The following is an 18,842-nucleotide window of genomic DNA, read 5'->3' on the forward strand; positions in this document are numbered from 1 at the left end:
GGGCGCGGCGTGCCACGCCCCTACTCGGTGGGTGGGGCTGGAAGATGCATAATTTGTCCACGTTGCTAAAACATAGGGGGCGAACATGTTCGCCCCGCAGCCAGAGTTAAGCGATCGTGACGGGCGTGGCGTGCCACGCCCCTACTCGGTGGGTGGGGCTGGAAGATGCATAATTTGTCCACGTTGCTAAAACGTAGGGGGCGAACATGTTCGTCCCGCAGCCAGCGTTAAGCGATCGTGACGGGTGCGGCGTGCCACGCCCCTACGCGGTGGGCACGATCGGTTGGCAACGTGTTCATGCGCTGATAACGACCATAGCATTAGCCGAGTGGCATTATGCCACTGGCGGCGCTATTAATAACGAATGCAGACGGATTTTGACTCGGTATAGGCATCTAACCAGTTTGGGCCAAAATCACGTCCACTGCCGGACTGTTTGGCTCCGCCGAAAGGCATATTGGCGTCTATCAAGGTATGGCTGTTCACCCATACCGTGCCTGCCTGAATGCGCGGTGTAAAAGCCATGGCGGTTTGCAGGCTGGTGGTCCATAAGCTGGCGGTGAGCCCATAATCGGTATCATTGGCTTTGCGCAGCGCCTCTTCGCCATCGGCGACGCGAATGAGGTTCACTACCGGGCCAAAGACCTCTTCACGCGTCAGCTTGAGATGGTCGTCAGGGTTCAGCACTAATGTGGGCGGAATATAGAAACCGTCACCCACCGGGCCTGCAGATCCGCGGATTAACTCCGCCCGGTTGTCTTGGGCTTCGGCCAAATAGGCGGCAACCTTATCGCGATGCGCACGTGAGGCCAGCGGATTGATTTGTGCGCTGGCGTCCATTCCTGGGCCGACCTGCAGCGATTTTACCGCCTGTTCGAAACCTGCCACCAGTCGATCGTAGATCGGTGCTTCAATGTAAATACGTGAGCTGGCAGCGCACACCTGTCCTTGATTGAGGAAACTGCCCATCATCAATCCTTCGATCACCTGTTCAATATCGGCATCTTTTAACACGATGGCTGGATTTTTGCCGCCGAGCTCTAACGTGACGCGGGTCAGGCGGTCGGCTGCCACCCGGGCGATGCCTTTGCCAACCGGTGTGGAGCCGGTGAAACTAATTTTTGCCACCAGTGGATGTTCACTCAATGCCTTGCCGCACACCGCACCGTTGCCCGTGACGATATTAAAGACGCCCGGCGGTACGCCAGCCTCACAGGCTAATTCAGCCATGCGTAATAAGGTAAGCGGGGTCGTTTCCGAGGGTTTAATCACGATGGAACAACCGGCAGCCAGTGCCGGCATCACTTTCCACATGCCGATCATCAGTGGAAAATTCCACGGCACAATCCCGGCGACGACGCCGATCGGTTCTTTGCGGGTGTAAACCTGATATTTGGCACCTGGCGGCATGGGGATCGACACATCCAAGGTTTGGCCGGTGATTTTGGTGGCCAGCCCGGCGGTGTAGCGCATCCAGTTGAGTGTGCAACCGACTTCGAAGGCGCGGGAGATGGCAATTGATTTACCCTGTTCCAGCGTTTCTAGCTGCGCCAGTTCCTCCGCGTGCTGTTCAACCAGATCGGCATACCGCAGCAGAATACGTTCACGTTCAGCGGGTAAACGTTGCGACCATATTCCGCTGGTAAATGCTTGATGAGCGGACTGCACAGCACCCGCAACGTCTGCAGCACAGGCGTCGGCCGTGGAGGCGATGGGCTGGCCGTCGGCGGGGTTATAAACCGGCAGGCGTTGATCGCTCTGGGATGGCTGCCATTGTCCGTCGATATACAGGCCATGCTGACGCTTAAGGAAACGCAACACGCTGTCCAAAATGGTGACTGAATTATCAGACATAAGCTCTCCGATCGGGTTAAAGGGCAAATTAACCTTATCAGTCTAGGCGCTGTGTCGAACGAGAGCTTATTTTTGTTTGGCAACCGATTTGCTCTGGGTGTCAATCGGCAGAGCGAGGCGTACCGGCGTACGCCTATGGGGAATTATGAACTCAGAGTTGCAAGGCGGGTAGCAAAGCCGAGGAATAATAAACCGATCAGGCCATTGCCCAATTTCGCCAGCCGCTTTTTATGGCTGAAGAAATGCGCCAACATGCTGCCCGCAAAAATCAGCGTGGTCATATAAACAAAGCTAACCGACTCTAAAATCAGTGCCAAAATGGTGTATGACAACCCGGTATGCGCATAATTAAAATCAATAAACTGCACAAAGAACGACACGTAAAACAATATCGCTTTGGGATTGGTCAGACTCAAGGTCAGCGACTTACGCAGAATGCTGTGGCTGCTTTCTAGCGGAGGGTGTTCCGCCTGATTCTTTTGGATAAAGTTGGCGTAAAGAATTTTCGCACCCAGGAACAATAAATAAATAGCGCCTAAATAGCGCACCAGCGTGAATAAGAACGGTGTGGTGCGAATCAGCGTAGCAATGCCGATATAGGCGCAGAAAATTAAAATAGCATCACCGATAAAAACGCCCAGTGCGGCGGTATAGCCGGCGCGGACACCGCGTGAAATACCGGTTTTCAAGACAAACAGGGTATTTGGGCCGGGCAGAATAATAATAAATACCACCCCGGCCAAATAGGTCCACAGATTCAGGACGCCAAAACTTTCTAACACGATAACCTCACAAGCCTTCTAAACGCGCAATCAATAGCGTGATCCTTGGCTCATCCTCGAGCCGGGCGCGATCCTAACGCTGCGCGCCGGGCTTGGCAACGTGAATCCGTGCGATAATTATTTTCGCGCCAGCAACGTGGCAAAACGCAGTTTGATCCGCTTCCCGCTAGCGTCGGTTTTATGCAATTCACCCACGTCTTCGTTGTACTTCACGATTTCCCAATCGCGATAATAGTCCTTCAACTCATTAGGCTTGAAGGTAAAAGAAAACGGCAAGGGGCAGGGAAAGTCTGCGGTGTCCATCGCGGCAACAATCAGGTTGTGACCACCGCGAACGGTGCTGTTTTGCATATCTTGAATCAGAGGGGGAATGGCCTGGCGTTGCAGAAACATCATTACCACTGTGGATAGGATGAAGTCATATGACCCGCTAAATCGATGGGTGTTCAGATCTTGCACGCTTGCGCGGATATGGTTTAAACGTTCGGCATCAATGATTTTGTTGAGTTCGGCCACGCTGAGCGCATTTTTATCCCAGGCGGTCACATCGAAACCTTTCAGATTCAGATACAACGCGTTGCGGCCACCGCCACAGCCGAGATCGAGAGCCGTGCCGGTGCTTAACCGATCGACCGCCGCAATCACCTCAGAATGGGTGCGGGTTAAACCGTATTTTTGCTGGTAATAGTCTTCCGGTTGAATGACTGATGGCATGAGATTCTCCTAATTATAAAATGCATATAAAATACATATTAATGTTGTAATTGGCTACCGGCAGGCTACGGCAAAGCAGATTTCCACGACCAAGACTGGATCATAAAAGGGAGCTGGGATAACGTCTTTCACGTTGATGTCATGATAATCAGAGAAAAAATGCGTTTTTACTTCAATATTGACTGTATTTATATTTTTCGACCGCTGATGCTTACCGGTCTGTTAATTCTGGCAGGGTGTAGCAGCAATACCGGTAATCAAACGCCTGCACCGCGGCCAGCGGATGTGAAGGCGCAGGTGATTAAACTGATGCCAGCCAGCGCCCACGATCGTCAAGGTTGGGCGACCGATATTACCGCGGCTTTTGCTGCACAGGGCCTTGAGCCGAGCGTTGAGAACTTATGTTCGGTGTTGGCGGTGACGGAGCAAGAATCCACTTTTCACGCCGATCCGCAGGTGCCGGGTTTGGCCAATATCGCTTGGAAGGAGATCGATCGTCGTGCCGATCGGCTACATATTCCCCATTTCCTGGTGCGAACCGCGCTGATGATCCATTCATCGAATGGCAAAAGTTACGCTGAACGCTTGGACAAAGTACGCAGTGAAAAAGAGTTAAGTGCGATATTTGACGATTTCATCGACATGGTGCCGATGGGGCAGCGGCTATTTGGCAATCTAAATCCGGTGCGAACCGGGGGGCCTATGCAGGTCAGCATCGCTTTCGCTGAGGCTAACGCAAAAGGGTATCCGTACCCCGTCGACGGCTCAATTCGCCGTGAAGTATTCAGCCGGCGCGGCGGTATGTATTTCGGTATCAAGCACCTGCTTGATTACCCGGCTAATTACAGTCGCTCACTGTATCGTTTCGCCGATTTTAACGCTGGGCGATATGCCAGCCGTAATGCGGCGTTTCAGAGTGCGGTTAGCCGGGTGAGCGGTATTCCGCTTGCGTTGGACGGGGATTTAATCAACTACGGCAGCGATAAGCCGGGCACCACCGAACTGGCGGTTCGGTCGTTGAGCACGCGCCTGGGGATGAGCCACTCAGCGATTCGCCGCGCGCTGGAAAAAGGCAACCGTCTCGATTTTGAAAATACCGCTCTGTATAAGCAACTCTTTGTTCTGGCTGAGAAAACGGAAGGCAGGACGTTACCGCGTGAAATGCTGCCGGGCATTACTTTGGAAAGCCCTAAGATTACCCGCAAGCTGACAACGGCGTGGTTTGCCAAACGGGTAGATGAGCGTCGGCAGCGTTGCCTGAAACGGGCTCATTGATTAGGCATCGGCCCCCCACGGAGACTTATTTCAGCGAGAAGGTGGGGCCGAGCGGTAGGTTAAGCGCAGCGTCGCGGATTGCTCAATCCGAAGTTGAAGTTATTGCAACGGTGACAGAATTCCTTCATGACCGGTGGTGTATCCATCATCGGTAATTTCACTTCAATAAAGGCCAGCGTTTCCTGCCGTGATGCCTGCTCCAGCGCTAACTCCAATTGCTGGCTGGTTTCTACGGTGGCGCCAAACGGCTTGGCTTCGGTATTCAGTACCGCCGGCAGCTTGGCATAATCCCAAGGGCCGATGTCGTTATACGATGAGGTTTCGCCCAGAATGTAGCGCTCGATGGTGTACCCATCGTTATTGATCAGGAAAATAATCGGTTTTTGTTCGTAGCGTAACAGCGTAGAGACTTCTTGCGCGGTGAGTTGGAATGAACCGTCGCCGATAAACAGCATATGCCGCCGCTCAGGCGCCGCCATCAGCGTGCCAAGCAGCGCGGGCAAGGTATAACCAATGGAGCCCCAAATCGGTTGGTTGACCACTTTCACGCCATCGGGCATGCGCATACCGCCCAGCGCCGCGCCGCAAGTCCCATTCTCCACCACTAAGACATCATCTTCACGAATAAAACGGCTAATGCGTGGCCAGAAAGTGGCATGTTCGAGCGGTGTGTGATCGGGGGGCGACAATGTATCGTGTTGGTGCGGTAGCACTTCCATGGGGGATGCGGCTTCATTGCCTGAGCTATCGAGTAGTGCTTGTAATAAGTCCGTGGTCGCGACCGCAGGGTAAGCGGTATTGCCCAGCGTTAATGAGTAAGGTTGAATATCTACCCGCGCTTGTTCAGGGATCTGATGTGAGAAATAGCCGGTAATTGAATCGACGAGTCGCACGCCAAAGCATAACACGCAGTCAGAACTAGCCATGTATTCAAACAGCTCAGGGCGCGATAAATTACCGCTGTAACCCCCCATCCAACCGGCGGTAGTTTCCGGGATAATACATTTTGCGGTAGGCATATTGGTCAGCGGAATAGCGAATTTATGTGCGACGTCGATGACCAATTGTTGTAACTGATAGCGATCGACCATTTGATCGACCAACATGATAGGGCGCTGTGCCAGACGTAAACGCTGTAGTAACGCTTTGGCCGCCAATTGCAGATTATAGTGGTCACTGTCTGGCAGACGTGGCGTCATTGCGGTGCCTGCTATGTCTATCTCAACATCACAAATATCTGAGGGAAGCTGGAGATAGACCGGTTTCTTTTCTGTCCACGCCGCCGCCAGCACGCGCGGGATTTCTACGGCGGCATTTTCCGGGGTAATCAGCGCCTGAGCGACGGTAAATTGCTTAAAACAGTGCATGACATTATCGAAATTACCGTCGGCCAGTGTGTGATGCAATAAAGCCCGCCCTTTCATGGCGTGCAGTGGCGGGGTACCTGATAGACAAATAACCGGGGATGATTCGGCATACGCGCCTGCAATGGCGGAAAGTGCCGCCAAATCGCCAACGCCATAAGTGGTGATCAAGGCACCTGCACCGTTTAAACGTGCGTAGCCATCAGCGGCATAAGAGGCATTCAGCTCATTGCAGTTGCCAATAAACTGCGTGTTTTGATCATGTTCAATCAGTTCCAGCAGGGCCAGATTATAATCGCCGGGCACGCCGTAAATATGTTTGATATTAAGCGCGCGCAGTTGTTGCAGGATAAATTGTCCTAGGGTGATTTTCATCTATTGCTCCGAATGTATTGTTTTGCTCTTATCAGGCAGAAATCAGCAATTGGTGTTGATGGTGATGTTGTGGTGGCAATGGCACAAAAATGCGCCAGCCGGTTTAACTGTTGTGTAACGTGCGGGTTGCTTCAAGCTAGGCGCGGTTGTCGCGATGTGTGATGATGTATGCCTTGCTTTACGTCAACAGGGGGGCGCGCTAATGCAGCCTTGATGCGCTCTGCCGCTTAATCGGTGTTTTTCATTGTGCGGAAAAGCCGCTAAGGGTTTGGCAGAAACCCATCATTGCGGGGTGTTTCGGTTGAATGAGTTGATGGCCGGTACTTTTGCTATTCCAAATTGTTCCGGTGTTATCAAGCGAACGGCATGAATGCATCTCTGCCACGTTCATTGAGCACGGCCACGCATCAACGGTCTGACACTGTGGTACAGCGGCATGGACGTCAGATTATTGTTATTGGTGTTACCGTTTATTTACATTAACGTAACCTTATCCAGGACGGATAAGTTGTGAGTGGCTTAACAGCAACATGCACTGATCGGGCCGCCGTGCGTGGCAACGATCACATTCGCGGAAAATCTGCCGGTAAATATATCTTCACACTCGCCAGAGCGGTTCATTTATCCATGCTGTCACGCCGGTATCTGACAGACCTAAACCCGGCAGCAACGCGTGCAGGGTATATGGCCCGGCTCGCTTGTTAACCTTAATCAAACCCAACCTGGATTTTTCATAGGGTTAAGCTTAACGGAGCGACAACAAACGCCGGTTAATGGGGGGATAAGTAAAAGTCTGGCTTGATCTTGGCAAAGCGATAGGTAAGAATCGCCGACCGCAATTTATACAGGAGTTTTATGATGTTTTTTAAGCGAACGCTGTTGGTGGGTAGTATAGCGTTGATATTTCCTGCACTACCTTCCTACGCAGAGGTTGGTGCAGAAAATAGCAATGTCGTGCAGGCAAAAAAGCCCGGTTTATGGCAGCGTTTTACCGATAACGTTGCGGAAACGTGGAGTCATTCGCCGAATAAGGACATTTATCTGCCCGCCATTACCTGGCATAACCGCTGGACTTATGATGATGAACACATCGATAAGTACAACGAGCGCCCGTGGGGGGCTGGCTACGGTATTTCACGCTTCGATCAGGATGGCGACTGGCATGGCCTCTATATCATGGCGTTCAAGGACTCCTTTAACAAATGGGAGCCGATCGGGGGCTATGCTTACGAGAAAATTTGGCGTCCGCTAGACGATAAGGATTTCCGTCTTGGCTTAGGATTCACTGCCAGCGTGACCGCGCGTGACAACTGGAACTACATTCCTATTCCGGCACCGTTGCCGCTGGCTTCGATCGGCTATAAAAGCCTGACGTTCCAAGCAACTTACATTCCCGGAACCTACAACAATGGCAACGTGTTCTTTGCTTGGCTGCGTTGGCAGTTTTGAGCTTAGCGCACTTCCTTTATGCTTAAAATCAAGCTTTTGGCCAGCCAAACGGAACTTGTCGTTGAGTATGGCGTCCGAACAGGTGGTGCGGCGATAACCGCCTACCGAGATAAAACAGGAGTTTGAGCACAATGAACGGCAAACATCGTTTTCTGTTGGCGTTAGCATTAACGACATCTATGGCGGCGGGTACGGCACAAGCCGGTCTGATGGATTCTCTCGGCAGCGCTGCGAGTGAACTGAGTAAGTCGGGTGGTGATACGGGGGGAATGTCATTATCCGGCTTGACCAGCCTGCTTAACGGTGGTGATAAGGCGTTAAGCGCCAATAGCATGACCAACGCTGCCGGTATCTTGCAATACTGCGTGAAGAACAACGTGCTCTCGCAACAGGGTGTTGACGGCGTACAGAACAAACTGATGGATAAACTGGGCATCAGCAGCAGTGCTAATGCGAACAGCCAGGATTATCAACAAGGGCTAGGTGGCCTGTTAAAGACCGGTGAGGGCAAAAGCCTGGATCTCAACAGCCTTGGTACTTCGCAAATTACCGAAAAAGTGAAGCAGAAAGCGTGTGATCTGGTGTTGAAACAGGGCAAATCGTTCATTTCCTGATAACGCACCATCGTAGACGCGCGACAGGCATTGGCTCTGTGAGCAATGTCTGGGCATTCTAGGTGGCAGCGCGCGACATCGTATGAACACCCCCCCGTCAGGTTGAGTCAAATGAATAAAACTGTGCTGTATATTTTGCTTGCGAGCAGCGTTTTGTTACAAGGATGCCATTACGTGAAGACTTACGACGCACCCGCGCCTGTGCAGGTGAAAGCGATCGGTATGGCGAATCCTGCTGATGTTTATTGCACTCAGATCGGTGGCAAGTTAAACGCCAAACATAATGCGCAGGGGCAATATTCTACCTGCAGCTTACCGAGCGGTGAGGAGATCGAAAGTTGGGAGTTATTCCGCCGCGATCATCCGGTAAAAAAATAGCATTCGGCCGCCTGCAATAACGCTGCAGGCGACATCCTTTCATCATTACACCTCTTCGAGCGCGGCGAACTGTTGGCCGAGATAATCGAGTAACAGGCGTACGGCAGGCAATAAACCACGGCGTGACGGGTATACCGCATGCACCACGCCACCTTGAGGTTGCCAATCTGGCAACAGCGTCATCAATTCACCGCGTAAAATAGCGTTGCGCATCATCATACATGGCAGTTGCACCAGTCCTGCACCGGCGATCGCGGCGGTACGCAGCATGAGCATGTCATCCGTGACCAGCCGTGGCGTGTGCTCCCATTGAAAATGTTGGTCTTCCGGGCCATGCAGCGTCCACAGATGTTGCGCGCGCGCGGGGCCAAGATCGAGCGTGGGATAACGAGTGAGATCTTTGGGGTGAGCGACGTCGCCCAGTGCGTGAACCAGCGCGGGGCTGGCGGCCACACACCAGCGACGCTGTGCCAACACTTTCAGTACCAGATCGCTGTCTTCCAGCGGTGGTGGCCGTACGCGGATCGCGATATCCAATCCTTCACCCACCACGTCCACCCGGCGGTTGGTGGCGTCCAGATGCAGCATAACCTTCGGGTAATCAGCCATAAATCGCGCCAACATGTCGCCAACGCGGGTATGCAATAAGGCGACCGGGCAGCTAATGCGCACCGTGCCGCAGGGTTCGGCGCGGGTTTGCTCGATGGCGTGCTGCGCCGCTTCGGCCTCGACCAGCATCGCTTTGCAGTGCACATAATAATTCTGCCCGATTTCGGTAACGGAAAAACGGCGCGTAGAGCGCTGAATTAAGCGTACGCCAAGCCGCTCCTCCAACTGCGCCACGCGGCGGCTGAGTTTCGATTTTGGTATACCGATCGCGCGTCCTGCGGGAGCGAAGCCCTGATGTTCTACCACGCTGGCGAAGAAAAACAGATCGTTTAAATCGGTGAGCATTGTCGCTCCATTGTTCTATCAGTAGAACGATGAGTGTATATCTTGCTGACTACTGCGGCAAATAGCGCTGAACTACACTGCTTGCATCGAATTAGGCCTTAAGGCCGCTAACAGGAGAATCACATGAAAAAGATCCTTGGCGTTTACAACAGCCCCGATGCGCACTGGGTCGGCAACGGCTTCTTAGTGAATTCGCTGTTTTCTTATCAGGATCTCGGCGCGGAAATGAGCCCATTTTTGTTGCTGGATCATGCCGCGCCAACCAAGTTTCGTGAGACGACAGGGCGGCGTGGCGTGGGTCAGCACCCACATCGGGGATTCGAAACCGTAACCATCGTCTATCAAGGTGAGGTTGAACACCGTGATTCCACCGGCAGTGGCGGCGTGATCGGCCCCGGAGATGTGCAATGGATGACCGCCGCCTCTGGCATTTTGCATGAGGAATTCCACTCAAAGCATTTTTCACGCCAAGGCGGCACGTTGGAAATGGTTCAACTGTGGGTCAACTTGCCTGCCAAAGACAAAATGGCGGCGCCGGGTTATCAAACGCTGCTCAACCAAGCTATCCCCGTCGTACCGTTGGCTGACGGGGCAGGGCAGGTGCGGGTTATCGCCGGCCGTTTTAACGATCATGCAGGCCCGGCTCGAACCTTTACGCCACTGAACCTGTGGGATATGAAGCTCAATGCCGGTCATGCCACGACGTTACGGGTTGAAGAGGGTCACACGTTGGCATTGGTGATGTTGCACGGTGCCATTTTGGTTAACGATGAGCAAATTGTGCGTGAAACCCAAATGGTGGTGCTGGATCGTGCAGGCGATGCTATCACCCTTGAAGCCAATAACGATGTCAGTTTGTTGGTGCTAAGCGGTGAGCCGATCGATGAACCCATTGTGGGTTACGGCCCATTTGTCATGAACAGTGAAGCAGAGATTCAGCAGGCGCTGCGTGATGTGAATAGCGGTCACTTCGGTACATTACCTGTTGCAGAGGTGACCGCCAACGGGGGGAACTGATTTATCCCTGATGCTGGCTCGGCAGGTAATTTGCGAGCCAGCCACTACACTCAACACCGTTGTTGTAACGCAGGGCAGATTAATTTCAATCTGCCGACATCAACATATCAAAAGGAGCCTCATTATGACTGCAAACTATAAACGCCTCGACAAGGATCAGGCTGCCGTATTATTGGTGGATCACCAGGCCGGGCTGCTTTCTCTGGTACGTGATATCGATCCCGATCGTTTTAAAAATAACGTTTTGGCACTGGGGGATTTGGCTAAATATTTTAATCTGCCAACGATTTTGACCACCAGTTTTGAAGATGGCCCCAATGGCCCTTTAGTGCCTGAGCTCAAAGCGCAATTTCCCGATGCGCCGTACATTGCTCGCCCGGGGCAGATTAATGCCTGGGATAATGAGGATTTCGTGAAGGCGGTAAAAGCCACCGGACGTAAGCAGTTGATCATTGCGGGCGTAGTGACCGAAGTGTGCGTGGCATTCCCCGCGTTGTCGGCGCTGAGTGAAGACTTTGAGGTGTTTGTGGTGACCGACGCGTCTGGTACCTTTAACGAACTGACGCGTCAGTCTGCTTGCAGCCGGATGGAAGCCGAAGGCGCCCAGTTGATGACGTGGTTTGGTGTAGCCTGCGAGCTGCATCGTGATTGGCGTAATGACATCGAAGGCTTGGGCGCATTGTTCTCTAATCATATTCCTGATTACCGTAATTTGATGACCAGCTACAACACATTGACCCAACGTAAATAATGCTGAACCAATATGAGGGTGGCTGGTCTTTCATCTATTGACGCGTTAGTCTGGGGCTCACTCAGGAGACGCGATGAAATATTCAGCAGTCACGCCCTCAGCGTTCGTCGCCGAGCCGGTGATCTTGTTCGACGGCGAATGCAATTTATGTCATGGTGTAGTCCGTTTTCTGATTCATGCCGATCGCGCTGGCCGCATACGTTTGGCGACCGTGCAATCTCCTACCGGGCAGGCGATGTTGCGCCAATTGGCGATGCCAACCGATCGTTTTGATAGCGTGGTTTTAGTGGCCTCGGGGCAGTATTGGCTGCGTTCTGCGGCGTTTTTTCACGCGTTGAGCAGGCTCGATAGGCCTTATCGCTGGTTATCGATCGGCCGATTTTTGCCGCAGCGGTTGGCAGATGCGATCTATGACGTTATCGCGCGCCATCGTTATCAATGGTTCGGCCGCAACGATGGCCGAACGCTACCGGGCAGCGCGCAATCTTGGCGTTATTTGCCGGGCGGCGGTGGTCGGCAACCTTGAACTTTATTTTTTTCTCGTCCAATTGCTTGAAATAGACGCAGAAAGCCTCCATATAACTTTTTGTAAAATAAATAAGGAGAGCGTATGGGCATCAGTGAAGAAGAAAATATCCGCCGTTTAAGCGAGGAGAAAAACGCCGTCGGGAATATGGCGAAATGGGTAGCGATTGTCTCTGCCGCTTATTTTATTTTGATGGTGTTTTACGGCCATCCTGTCGGTGTGCTGAGCATGTCCGGCGCGATTTTTTTGGTAGCGACCCACATCTGGCTAAAGAAACGTCAAAAAGTGAAAACCTATCGCCGTGAGTTGGCCGAAATTGAGTCTGACGACGCGCCGTAACCCTGCCGCTAGGCGTAATCAAACCGAGCGAACGTCATTCTGACCCATCCCCATATTTTATCACGCGTATTGCTTTGCGATCGTTCAGCCTGACTGAGCCGATTCATCCAGCAGAATGCCCATAGCCAGTATTGTCGATTGTCTTCAACCATGGGGTGCTTAACGTGGCGTATTCATTGCGATAAAGGCATCAGCATCACCAGTTTCAATAGCGCATGTTCTGCCGGGTGAAACGTCACCTGCTGATAATGCAGTTGCCCTTGCTGAACATGTTCGAATACCCGTTCGCCGCCTTCCCGCGCCATCACATCATGTTGTTGCCACCAATGATTAAACGCTTCGCTGTTGCGCGTCATGTTACGCACAAAGGCACGCATCTGTTCTGTGCTCTGATGGTGACTGGTTTCGGCACGAAACTCGGCAACCACCCGCTGAGCACGGTGCGACCAGTCGCTGACCAGCGTTTTTGCCAGCGGATGGAAAAACATAAAGTGCAGCAGGTTAGGGCGCTTGGTTTGGCCGAGCCAGCCGCAAAACAAGGTCTCGGCAGACTGATTCCATGCCAGCATATTCCAGGTGACATCTAGCAGATAACAAGGCACGTTGACCCGATGTACGCTGTGTAATATCGCTTCATTAATGCTGTCTTGTTGTTGTTCCCGTTCGGGATCGTGCGCGCTTGCCAGGGTGAACAGATAATGGCGCTCAGCATTACCAAGCCGTAACGCTTTGGCAAGGCGCGCCAGCGTATACGGTGAAATCGACACATCCCGGCCTTGCTCGATCCAGGTGTACCAGGTTGCGCTGATACCGCTGATTTGCGCCAGTTCCTCGCGGCGTAAACCTTGGGTGCGGCGGCGTGGCGCGTTGGGCAGCCCTATCATCTCTGGCGTGATACGTTCGCGATGCGCACGCAGAAATGCGCCAAGGGCTTTTGGCCCCGATAAATCGTCTGATTGCATAAGCTGGTACCTATCAATACTAGGATAACTGCACATATTGTCCCCGTATAACATGCTGATTATAGTCGCTGGTAGCCATCCGGCACGGGCGCGAGCCAAACAACACAAGAGAGCTAATATGAAAATGCACAACAGCCATAAAAACGCGGTCGATAGTCAGTTTGGTGAGCAGGCCAACGCTTATTTAACCAGCGCTGTTCATGCTCAGGGCAACGATCTGCAACGCTTAAGCGCGTTGTTGGCCGCACATCCGCGCGGGCGTGTGTTAGACCTAGGTTGCGGTGCCGGCCATGCCAGTTTCACTGCCGCTGCACAGGCTTCGTAAGTGGTTGCCTATGATTTGTCTGCGCAGATGTTAGACGTCGTTTTGCAGGTAGCAAACACGAAGGGGCTAAAAAATATCGAGGTTCAGCAAGGCGTGGCGGAGGCGTTGCCGTTTTCAGAGGCCAGTTTTGATTGGGTGATTAGCCGCTATTCCGTACATCATTGGCAAGATGTGGGGCAGGCATTACGTGAGGTAAAGCGGGTGCTAAAGCCGGGGGGAACGGCAGTTTTTATGGATGTGGTTTCGCCGGGGCAACCGTTGTTAGATCTTTACCTGCAAACCGTGGAAGTGCTGCGCGATACTTCGCACGTGCGAAATTACAGCCCAGGAGAATGGCTGAGTTTGTTAACTGGGGCGGGCTTGGTGATGAGTTCAGTAACGTTCGACCGTTTAGAATTAGCGTTCAACAGTTGGGTGGCGCGAATGCGCACGCCGGAACACTTTGTGACGGCCATCCGTGCGTTTCAGCAATCGGTATCCGATGAAGTGAAGCAGCATTTTGCCATTCAACCCGATGGTACTTTCACCAGCGACATTATGATGCTGGTGGCAATGAAAGGATAAAGAAAAAATAAAGGGCAGCCAATGAAGGCTGCCCTTGAAATAATTCCGGTATGTCGGCCGCTATTATTTTTTATTTTCCAGCAGGCAACGATAAATCAACCCACCGATCACACCGCCGATTAATGGCACCAGCCAGAATACCCATAGCTGTTGCAATGCCCAAGTACCTTGGAAGATGGCGACGCCGGTACTCCGAGCCGGGTTTACCGAAGTATTGGTAACCGGAATACTGATTAAGTGAATCAGGGTTAACGCCAAACCAATGGCTAAAGGTGCAAAACCAGCCGGAGCACGGTTGTCGGTTGCGCCATGAATAACAATCAGGAAGAAAGCGGTTAACACTAATTCAATAATGATGGCAGCTTGTAAAGAATAACCGCCCGGCGAATGCTCACCGAAGCCGTTTGAGGCGACCCCCCCCGCAGTAGCATCGAAGCCGGCTTTACCACTGGCGACCACATACAGCATCGCTGCGGCAGCAATACCACCAATGACCTGCGCGATAACATAAGGAACGACGTCTTTTGCCGGGAAACGCCCACCAGCGAATAAACCCACGGTGACTGCCGGGTTAAAGTGCCCACCAGAAATATGACCGACGGCATAAGCCATGGTGACAACGGTCAGGCCAAATGCGAGAGCCACTCCGGCAAAGCCAATACCCAGCTCAGGGAAAGCTGCCGCTAATACGGCACTACCACAGCCACCAAACACCAACCAAAAAGTGCCAAAAAATTCGGCAAAAAGTCGCTTTGACATAAATTCCATCCTATCGAGATAACTAACGGTTGTTAGCGCGAAAACTATAGAACATCTTTATTAGTAATTTTCTTAGTGCACCTACAATTAAGCGGGGTATTAAATCCCTAACGATTGAATTTGTCTACATGAAATGGTTTCTTTTCGGATTTTGACTCGCATTTGCTGAATTTTTTATCAATGTATTGAGATTATTCTTGGTTGGCTGCATTAAAATTAGTCGTATTGATAAAAGTGTGATGAAAAATAAAAAACACCACATGGTTTGACCGTTCAATCATTTAAAGTTAATTGTTATTTTCAATTTGCTGTTTGATTATTTATTAGAAAGTAATCAGAGGGCTGCTCATTGTCATCAAAGCGTCATTCAGGTTAATTACCCTGACAGATAATCGATTCTCCCATTACCGAGCCCATCCATTATGAGAATAAAATCTATTTCGCTGTTGATGTTCACGCTGTTTCCACTGCTGGCCAGTGCGGAAGAGGTCAGTGTGACACGCTATACCGTCGGTTTCCCTGGCGGGGAGCATGTCCGCTATTCTGGCGCGTTCGCCAAAAATTTTCCGCATGGGTTACCGATAGGGATTGGATCGGGTTTGGTATTTAATGGCAGACAAGGGCAGGCATTGCAATTTACTACCATCACCGATCGTGGGCCGAATGCGGATGCACCCATGATGGGAAAGCGTGAAGCGAAAATATTTGCTACACCACAATTTACGCCGTTGCTGGTGGATATTCGCATTAGCGACGGCCAGGCGATGGCTGGAAATCTGCGCCCGCTGCATGATGAGCAGGGAGCGATTAGCGGGTTGCCGCTGCCGGGTGAGTTTATTGGTACGACCAATGAAGTCGCGCTGAACGATACGTTGCAAACCTTGCCAAGCGATCAACGCGGATTGGATACGGAAGGTATTACGCCGGACGGTAAAGGCGGTTATTGGTTGTGTGATGAATATGGGCCGTTTCTGATCCACATCGACGGTAACGGTAAAATTTTGGCCAAATATGGTCCACAGCCACAAAATGGCGAGCAGGCAGTGGCCGGGGGGTTACCGAACATTCTCAAATGGCGTCAACCTAACCGTGGATTTGAAGGTATCACCCACCTGCCTGACGGACGTATTCTCGCTGCGGTACAAAGCACGTTAGACGTGGAGGGTAAAACTAAAAACACGGCGCAATTTACCCGATTAGTGAGTTTTGATCCGGTGAGTGGCAAGATCCTGCAATATGGTTATCCGATAGATGTCGCGAAGTATAATAAAGCCAAGGATGCCAAAATTGGCGATATTGTGGCGATAGATAACCAACATATTTTGCTGATCGAGCAGGGAAAGAATAAACAACAACAGATGACTAATGTGATTTATCTGGTGGATTTGAGTCTGGCTAGCGATCTGACGCGTTTTGATGAGGCTGAGAAAGCGCTGGAATATGATGATATGAGTGAGTTGCTGAAGCGCGGTGTGACATTGGCGCAAAAACGTGAGGTCGCCGATCTGCGTAAACTGGGATGGCAGCAAGAAAAAGTTGAAGGTTTAGCGTTAATCGACGATCGCACGTTGGCGGTGATTAACGATAATGACTTTGGATTACATGCAGCGTTGGTTGATGCGCAGCCCAAGAACAAAAAAGCCAAGGATTATCAGATCAATGCGCAGGGAGGTTTAAGCCTGGGGGGCAAAACGGTGCCGACGCATATTGAATTACACCCGCTTAACAAGCCGGACTCACTGAGTGAGCTTTGGGTATTGACGCTGCCACAGTCCTTGCGTTAATCCCCCTTTTATTGAAAGGGCGCAGCCTGCTGCGCCCGAAGCGTTATCTCGTTATTATTGATGCTGTTATCGTCTTGGCGGCGTTGATACACCTGAATCCCGATACGGGTACTCAGTGCCGGGCAATTCACTTCTTGCCGCCTTGATATTGCGCCAATTATTTTTAATATAAATTTTGGTTATAAAAATCAATCTGTTTTATTAACCTATTAGTCTATTACTCGCTCCTTATTCTCCTCACAATAATTAATATTCTTTACGTTGCATTACGTCCCTTTTCATTGGGTGACGAATAATTAACAACGTCAATCGTAAAAACAACCAAGAACAGCGAGAGTGCACCATGAAAATTTATTCCTACATTGCAGCCGTTATTATTGCTACCGCATCATTTTCTGCACTTGCCAACGTGTCATCAGTGAAACAAGTGGATGTTATGGAGGCGAATAACTTACAAAGCCTTGGCGTGGTATCCGTATCTGGTATTACTGGTTCGCCCGATGATGCGCTTCATGCCCTGAAAGAAAAAGCCATGGCGGATGGCGCATCCCACTATCGTGTGATCGGTTTGGATACTCCCGGGGATTCCAGCCAATGGCGTGGTAATGCAGAGATTTATCGCTAAAAGCGCCGGGTAATCGACGTGATAGGCGAGATGATTTTTACATTTTGCCACTGTCATGTTTTTTCATCTATTTTAGCTAACCCGTTAATAGATAAAAAACGGCTGCAATGATCTTGTGGCCGTTTTTGTTGCCGTTGCATTTTATTACAACTGTTATCGGCTCTTTCAGAATCGTGTTAATGACGTCTTAAGCATTTTTTCACAAAGTAGGGCTTCTCATCTAAGGAGCCTCGAATGATTAATGCGACACGGCTGCAACTGAAAAATCGTTTTGCTTATATTCAGCAGTTTATGGCCTCTCCGCGAACGGTCGGCACGTTGGCACCGTCTTCACCTTGGTTGTGCCAGGCGATGTTAAATCAAATCGATTGGACTCAGGCATTATCCATCGCCGAGTTAGGGGCGGCTGACGGTGTATTAACGAAGCGTATTCTGGGGCGTATGCGTGCTGATGCGCAACTGGACGCCTATGAAATTCAGCCTCATTTTGTCCATCAACTGCGGCAGGTTGACGCGCAAAATCTGCGCGTCATGGCACAATCGGCCGAACGGTTAGCCGCTCATTATGACGTTATTTTCTCGTGCCTGCCGTTATTGTCGATTCCGCTCAAGGTCAGCATGCGTATATTGCAACAAGCGCAGACAACGTTGCGAGCAAGCAATGGCACACTGGTTCTGTTCCAGTACAGCCCGTGGTCTGAAAAGTTGTTGTCGCGCTATTTTTATTGGAAAAAGTTACGAGTAGTTCGTAACTTCCCGCCCGCGTTGGTGTACGTTTGTACGCCACGATTTAAAGAGGTTTGACCATCATGACGACGTCGCCATCGATCTCTTGGCGGCGCTCGAGAACTTGCCAGCCCCACGCGGCATATAACGTGGCAGAGTTATCCGTGATCAGGTGCAATACCGGGTGGGCATGTTGCCGTGCAAGACTGACGATCGCTTGCTCCAGGCGCTGAGCGATGCCTTGTCGGCGATAATCAGGATGTACAAACACGCCAGCCAACCATGGCGAAAGATCGCGACGATGGCGATCGTCGCTTGGCCACAGGCTCGCCATCGCCAGCGGGCGTTGTCCATCAATCATCAACAGCGTGAAATGGTCGGTACTGGGTTGGCTGGACAGGGCGAATCGCTGACGCGTGCGTTCCAGCGAACCGCCACGTTGGCAGCCCCACTGACCAAATGCCCAGGCAGCGCATACGTCGGCATAGTGTGGGTATTCACTCAGTTGTACAATTCGTGGGTTCATCTTCCCTCCCGTTTTTGCTTCATCCATTTAGCCGGTTTTTCATGTAATGTGCGACCGCTTTTTTTACTTTCTAAACCTTATTTCACGCTAATTCCCGGTGTTTTGTGGCGAAAATAGGGTGAATGACGCTGTTTAGCGGGCACAACGCGCATTGTGATTGAATATGATAATGAGACTGA

At 51.4% G+C, this 18,842-nt stretch carries 19 protein-coding genes and 2 pseudogenes; 12 read left to right on the forward strand and 9 right to left on the reverse strand.

Going from position 1 to position 18,842, the window contains the following annotated elements:
* Positions 1 to 354: 354 nt before the first annotated feature.
* The 3 genes and pseudogenes from ACQKDS_RS15980 to tehB form a co-directional block, all read right to left on the reverse strand.
* Complete coding sequence (locus tag ACQKDS_RS15980) at positions 355 to 1,854, reverse strand: aldehyde dehydrogenase family protein (RefSeq protein ID WP_399671804.1); 1,500 nt, start codon at positions 1,852 to 1,854, stop codon at positions 355 to 357.
* Between the two features lie 143 nt (positions 1,855 to 1,997).
* The gene (leuE, locus tag ACQKDS_RS15985; protein ID WP_399671807.1) at positions 1,998 to 2,636 is read right to left on the reverse strand and encodes a leucine efflux protein LeuE; all 639 of its coding nucleotides are present in this window, start codon (positions 2,634 to 2,636) and stop codon (positions 1,998 to 2,000) included.
* Positions 2,637 to 2,753: 117 nt separating this feature from the next.
* Positions 2,754 to 3,332 (reverse strand): annotated as a pseudogene (tehB, locus tag ACQKDS_RS15990) (tellurite resistance methyltransferase TehB); the annotation flags it as partial.
* A gap of 159 nt (positions 3,333 to 3,491) precedes the next feature.
* Between tehB and ACQKDS_RS15995 the strand changes: the two are divergent.
* The gene (locus tag ACQKDS_RS15995) at positions 3,492 to 4,625 is read left to right on the forward strand and encodes a DUF1615 domain-containing protein (protein WP_399671810.1); all 1,134 of its coding nucleotides are present in this window, start codon (positions 3,492 to 3,494) and stop codon (positions 4,623 to 4,625) included.
* A gap of 59 nt (positions 4,626 to 4,684) precedes the next feature.
* Here the strand turns inward: ACQKDS_RS15995 and ACQKDS_RS16000 are convergent, their stop codons facing one another.
* The gene (locus ACQKDS_RS16000) at positions 4,685 to 6,364 is read right to left on the reverse strand and encodes an alpha-keto acid decarboxylase family protein (RefSeq protein WP_399671813.1); all 1,680 of its coding nucleotides are present in this window, start codon (positions 6,362 to 6,364) and stop codon (positions 4,685 to 4,687) included.
* 855 nt (positions 6,365 to 7,219) lie between these two features.
* On the opposite strand from ACQKDS_RS16000, the gene pagP reads away from it, so the two are divergent.
* The 3 genes from pagP (at position 7,220) to ACQKDS_RS16015 (ending at position 8,805) form a co-directional block, all read left to right on the forward strand.
* Entirely contained in the window at positions 7,220 to 7,813 is a 594-nt protein-coding gene (pagP, locus tag ACQKDS_RS16005) for a lipid IV(A) palmitoyltransferase PagP (RefSeq protein ID WP_399671816.1), read from the forward strand.
* A gap of 131 nt (positions 7,814 to 7,944) precedes the next feature.
* On the forward strand, positions 7,945 to 8,427 hold the full coding sequence (locus ACQKDS_RS16010; protein WP_399671819.1) for a DUF2501 domain-containing protein: 483 nt from the start codon (positions 7,945 to 7,947) through the stop codon (positions 8,425 to 8,427).
* A 111-nt stretch (positions 8,428 to 8,538) separates the two neighbouring features.
* Positions 8,539 to 8,805, forward strand: a complete 267-nt coding sequence (locus ACQKDS_RS16015; protein WP_399671822.1) for a DUF333 domain-containing protein — start codon at positions 8,539 to 8,541, stop codon at positions 8,803 to 8,805.
* Positions 8,806 to 8,850: 45 nt separating this feature from the next.
* On the opposite strand, the gene ACQKDS_RS16020 is transcribed toward ACQKDS_RS16015, so the two are convergent.
* Positions 8,851 to 9,759 (reverse strand): LysR family transcriptional regulator, encoded by a 909-nt coding sequence (locus tag ACQKDS_RS16020; RefSeq protein WP_399671825.1) that lies wholly within the window; start codon positions 9,757 to 9,759, stop codon positions 8,851 to 8,853.
* Positions 9,760 to 9,882: 123 nt separating this feature from the next.
* Here ACQKDS_RS16020 and ACQKDS_RS16025 point away from each other — a divergent pair, with 123 nt between their 5' ends.
* The 4 genes from ACQKDS_RS16025 (at position 9,883) to ACQKDS_RS16040 (ending at position 12,392) form a co-directional block, all read left to right on the forward strand.
* Positions 9,883 to 10,776, forward strand: a complete 894-nt coding sequence (locus tag ACQKDS_RS16025) for a pirin family protein (RefSeq protein WP_399671828.1) — start codon at positions 9,883 to 9,885, stop codon at positions 10,774 to 10,776.
* Positions 10,777 to 10,900: 124 nt separating this feature from the next.
* A complete protein-coding gene (gene ycaC / locus ACQKDS_RS16030) occupies positions 10,901 to 11,527 on the forward strand; it encodes an isochorismate family cysteine hydrolase YcaC (RefSeq protein ID WP_399671831.1) in 627 nt (208 codons plus the stop codon).
* 73 nt (positions 11,528 to 11,600) lie between these two features.
* Positions 11,601 to 12,053 carry a thiol-disulfide oxidoreductase DCC family protein gene (locus ACQKDS_RS16035; protein WP_399671834.1) on the forward strand — a complete coding sequence of 151 codons (453 nt, stop codon included), beginning with the start codon at positions 11,601 to 11,603 and terminating at the stop codon, positions 12,051 to 12,053.
* An 84-nt stretch (positions 12,054 to 12,137) separates the two neighbouring features.
* Positions 12,138 to 12,392: an ABC transporter ATP-binding protein gene (locus ACQKDS_RS16040; RefSeq protein WP_399671837.1), complete on the forward strand. Its 255-nt coding sequence runs from the start codon at positions 12,138 to 12,140 to the stop codon at positions 12,390 to 12,392.
* A 173-nt stretch (positions 12,393 to 12,565) separates the two neighbouring features.
* Here the strand turns inward: ACQKDS_RS16040 and ACQKDS_RS16045 are convergent, their stop codons facing one another.
* Positions 12,566 to 13,354 carry a helix-turn-helix transcriptional regulator gene (locus ACQKDS_RS16045; RefSeq protein ID WP_399671840.1) on the reverse strand — a complete coding sequence of 263 codons (789 nt, stop codon included), beginning with the start codon at positions 13,352 to 13,354 and terminating at the stop codon, positions 12,566 to 12,568.
* A 118-nt stretch (positions 13,355 to 13,472) separates the two neighbouring features.
* Between ACQKDS_RS16045 and ACQKDS_RS16050 the strand changes: the two are divergent.
* Positions 13,473 to 14,243: pseudogene (locus ACQKDS_RS16050) on the forward strand (class I SAM-dependent methyltransferase).
* Positions 14,244 to 14,306: 63 nt separating this feature from the next.
* Here the strand turns inward: ACQKDS_RS16050 and aqpZ are convergent.
* Entirely contained in the window at positions 14,307 to 15,002 is a 696-nt protein-coding gene (gene aqpZ, locus ACQKDS_RS16055) for an aquaporin Z (RefSeq protein WP_399671843.1), read from the reverse strand.
* Between the two features lie 422 nt (positions 15,003 to 15,424).
* On the opposite strand from aqpZ, the gene ACQKDS_RS16060 reads away from it, so the two are divergent.
* Entirely contained in the window at positions 15,425 to 16,786 is a 1,362-nt protein-coding gene (locus ACQKDS_RS16060; RefSeq protein ID WP_399671846.1) for an esterase-like activity of phytase family protein, read from the forward strand.
* A gap of 8 nt (positions 16,787 to 16,794) precedes the next feature.
* Here the strand turns inward: ACQKDS_RS16060 and ACQKDS_RS16065 are convergent, their stop codons facing one another.
* Positions 16,795 to 16,917, reverse strand: coding sequence for a hypothetical protein (locus tag ACQKDS_RS16065; protein WP_399671849.1), 123 nt, complete (start codon positions 16,915 to 16,917; stop codon positions 16,795 to 16,797).
* A gap of 212 nt (positions 16,918 to 17,129) precedes the next feature.
* Here ACQKDS_RS16065 and ACQKDS_RS16070 point away from each other — a divergent pair, with 212 nt between their 5' ends.
* Positions 17,130 to 17,411: a YdgH/BhsA/McbA-like domain containing protein gene (locus ACQKDS_RS16070; RefSeq protein ID WP_399671852.1), complete on the forward strand. Its 282-nt coding sequence runs from the start codon at positions 17,130 to 17,132 to the stop codon at positions 17,409 to 17,411.
* Positions 17,412 to 17,645: 234 nt separating this feature from the next.
* A complete protein-coding gene (locus tag ACQKDS_RS16075; protein ID WP_399671854.1) occupies positions 17,646 to 18,215 on the forward strand; it encodes a class I SAM-dependent methyltransferase in 570 nt (189 codons plus the stop codon).
* On the opposite strand, the gene ACQKDS_RS16080 is transcribed toward ACQKDS_RS16075, so the two are convergent.
* On the reverse strand, positions 18,202 to 18,663 hold the full coding sequence (locus tag ACQKDS_RS16080) for a GNAT family N-acetyltransferase (protein WP_399671857.1): 462 nt from the start codon (positions 18,661 to 18,663) through the stop codon (positions 18,202 to 18,204). The genes ACQKDS_RS16075 and ACQKDS_RS16080 overlap by 14 nt on opposite strands.
* Positions 18,664 to 18,842 lie beyond the last annotated feature (179 nt).

Origin of the sequence: Serratia sp. NPDC078593 (genome assembly GCF_050268245.1) — a bacterium.
In the GTDB taxonomy this organism is placed as follows: domain Bacteria; phylum Pseudomonadota; class Gammaproteobacteria; order Enterobacterales; family Enterobacteriaceae; genus JBNNGK01.

Bases quoted from the DNA above. Each gene is read 5' to 3' on its own strand.
- ACQKDS_RS15980 (WP_399671804.1), bottom strand. From the start codon at position 1,854: ATGTCTGATAATTCAGTCACCATTTTGGACAGCGTGTTGCGTTTCCTT.
- ACQKDS_RS15995 (WP_399671810.1), top strand. From the start codon at position 3,492: ATGATAATCAGAGAAAAAATGCGTTTTTACTTCAATATTGACTGTATT.
- ACQKDS_RS16000 (WP_399671813.1), bottom strand. From the start codon at position 6,364: ATGAAAATCACCCTAGGACAATTTATCCTGCAACAACTGCGCGCGCTT.
- pagP (WP_399671816.1), top strand. From the start codon at position 7,220: ATGATGTTTTTTAAGCGAACGCTGTTGGTGGGTAGTATAGCGTTGATA.
- ACQKDS_RS16010 (WP_399671819.1), top strand. From the start codon at position 7,945: ATGAACGGCAAACATCGTTTTCTGTTGGCGTTAGCATTAACGACATCT.
- ACQKDS_RS16015 (WP_399671822.1), top strand. From the start codon at position 8,539: ATGAATAAAACTGTGCTGTATATTTTGCTTGCGAGCAGCGTTTTGTTA.
- ACQKDS_RS16020 (WP_399671825.1), bottom strand. From the start codon at position 9,759: ATGCTCACCGATTTAAACGATCTGTTTTTCTTCGCCAGCGTGGTAGAA.
- ACQKDS_RS16025 (WP_399671828.1), top strand. From the start codon at position 9,883: ATGAAAAAGATCCTTGGCGTTTACAACAGCCCCGATGCGCACTGGGTC.
- ycaC (WP_399671831.1), top strand. From the start codon at position 10,901: ATGACTGCAAACTATAAACGCCTCGACAAGGATCAGGCTGCCGTATTA.
- ACQKDS_RS16035 (WP_399671834.1), top strand. From the start codon at position 11,601: ATGAAATATTCAGCAGTCACGCCCTCAGCGTTCGTCGCCGAGCCGGTG.
- ACQKDS_RS16040 (WP_399671837.1), top strand. From the start codon at position 12,138: ATGGGCATCAGTGAAGAAGAAAATATCCGCCGTTTAAGCGAGGAGAAA.
- ACQKDS_RS16045 (WP_399671840.1), bottom strand. From the start codon at position 13,354: ATGCAATCAGACGATTTATCGGGGCCAAAAGCCCTTGGCGCATTTCTG.
- aqpZ (WP_399671843.1), bottom strand. From the start codon at position 15,002: ATGTCAAAGCGACTTTTTGCCGAATTTTTTGGCACTTTTTGGTTGGTG.
- ACQKDS_RS16060 (WP_399671846.1), top strand. From the start codon at position 15,425: ATGAGAATAAAATCTATTTCGCTGTTGATGTTCACGCTGTTTCCACTG.
- ACQKDS_RS16070 (WP_399671852.1), top strand. From the start codon at position 17,130: ATGAAAATTTATTCCTACATTGCAGCCGTTATTATTGCTACCGCATCA.
- ACQKDS_RS16075 (WP_399671854.1), top strand. From the start codon at position 17,646: ATGATTAATGCGACACGGCTGCAACTGAAAAATCGTTTTGCTTATATT.
- ACQKDS_RS16080 (WP_399671857.1), bottom strand. From the start codon at position 18,663: ATGAACCCACGAATTGTACAACTGAGTGAATACCCACACTATGCCGAC.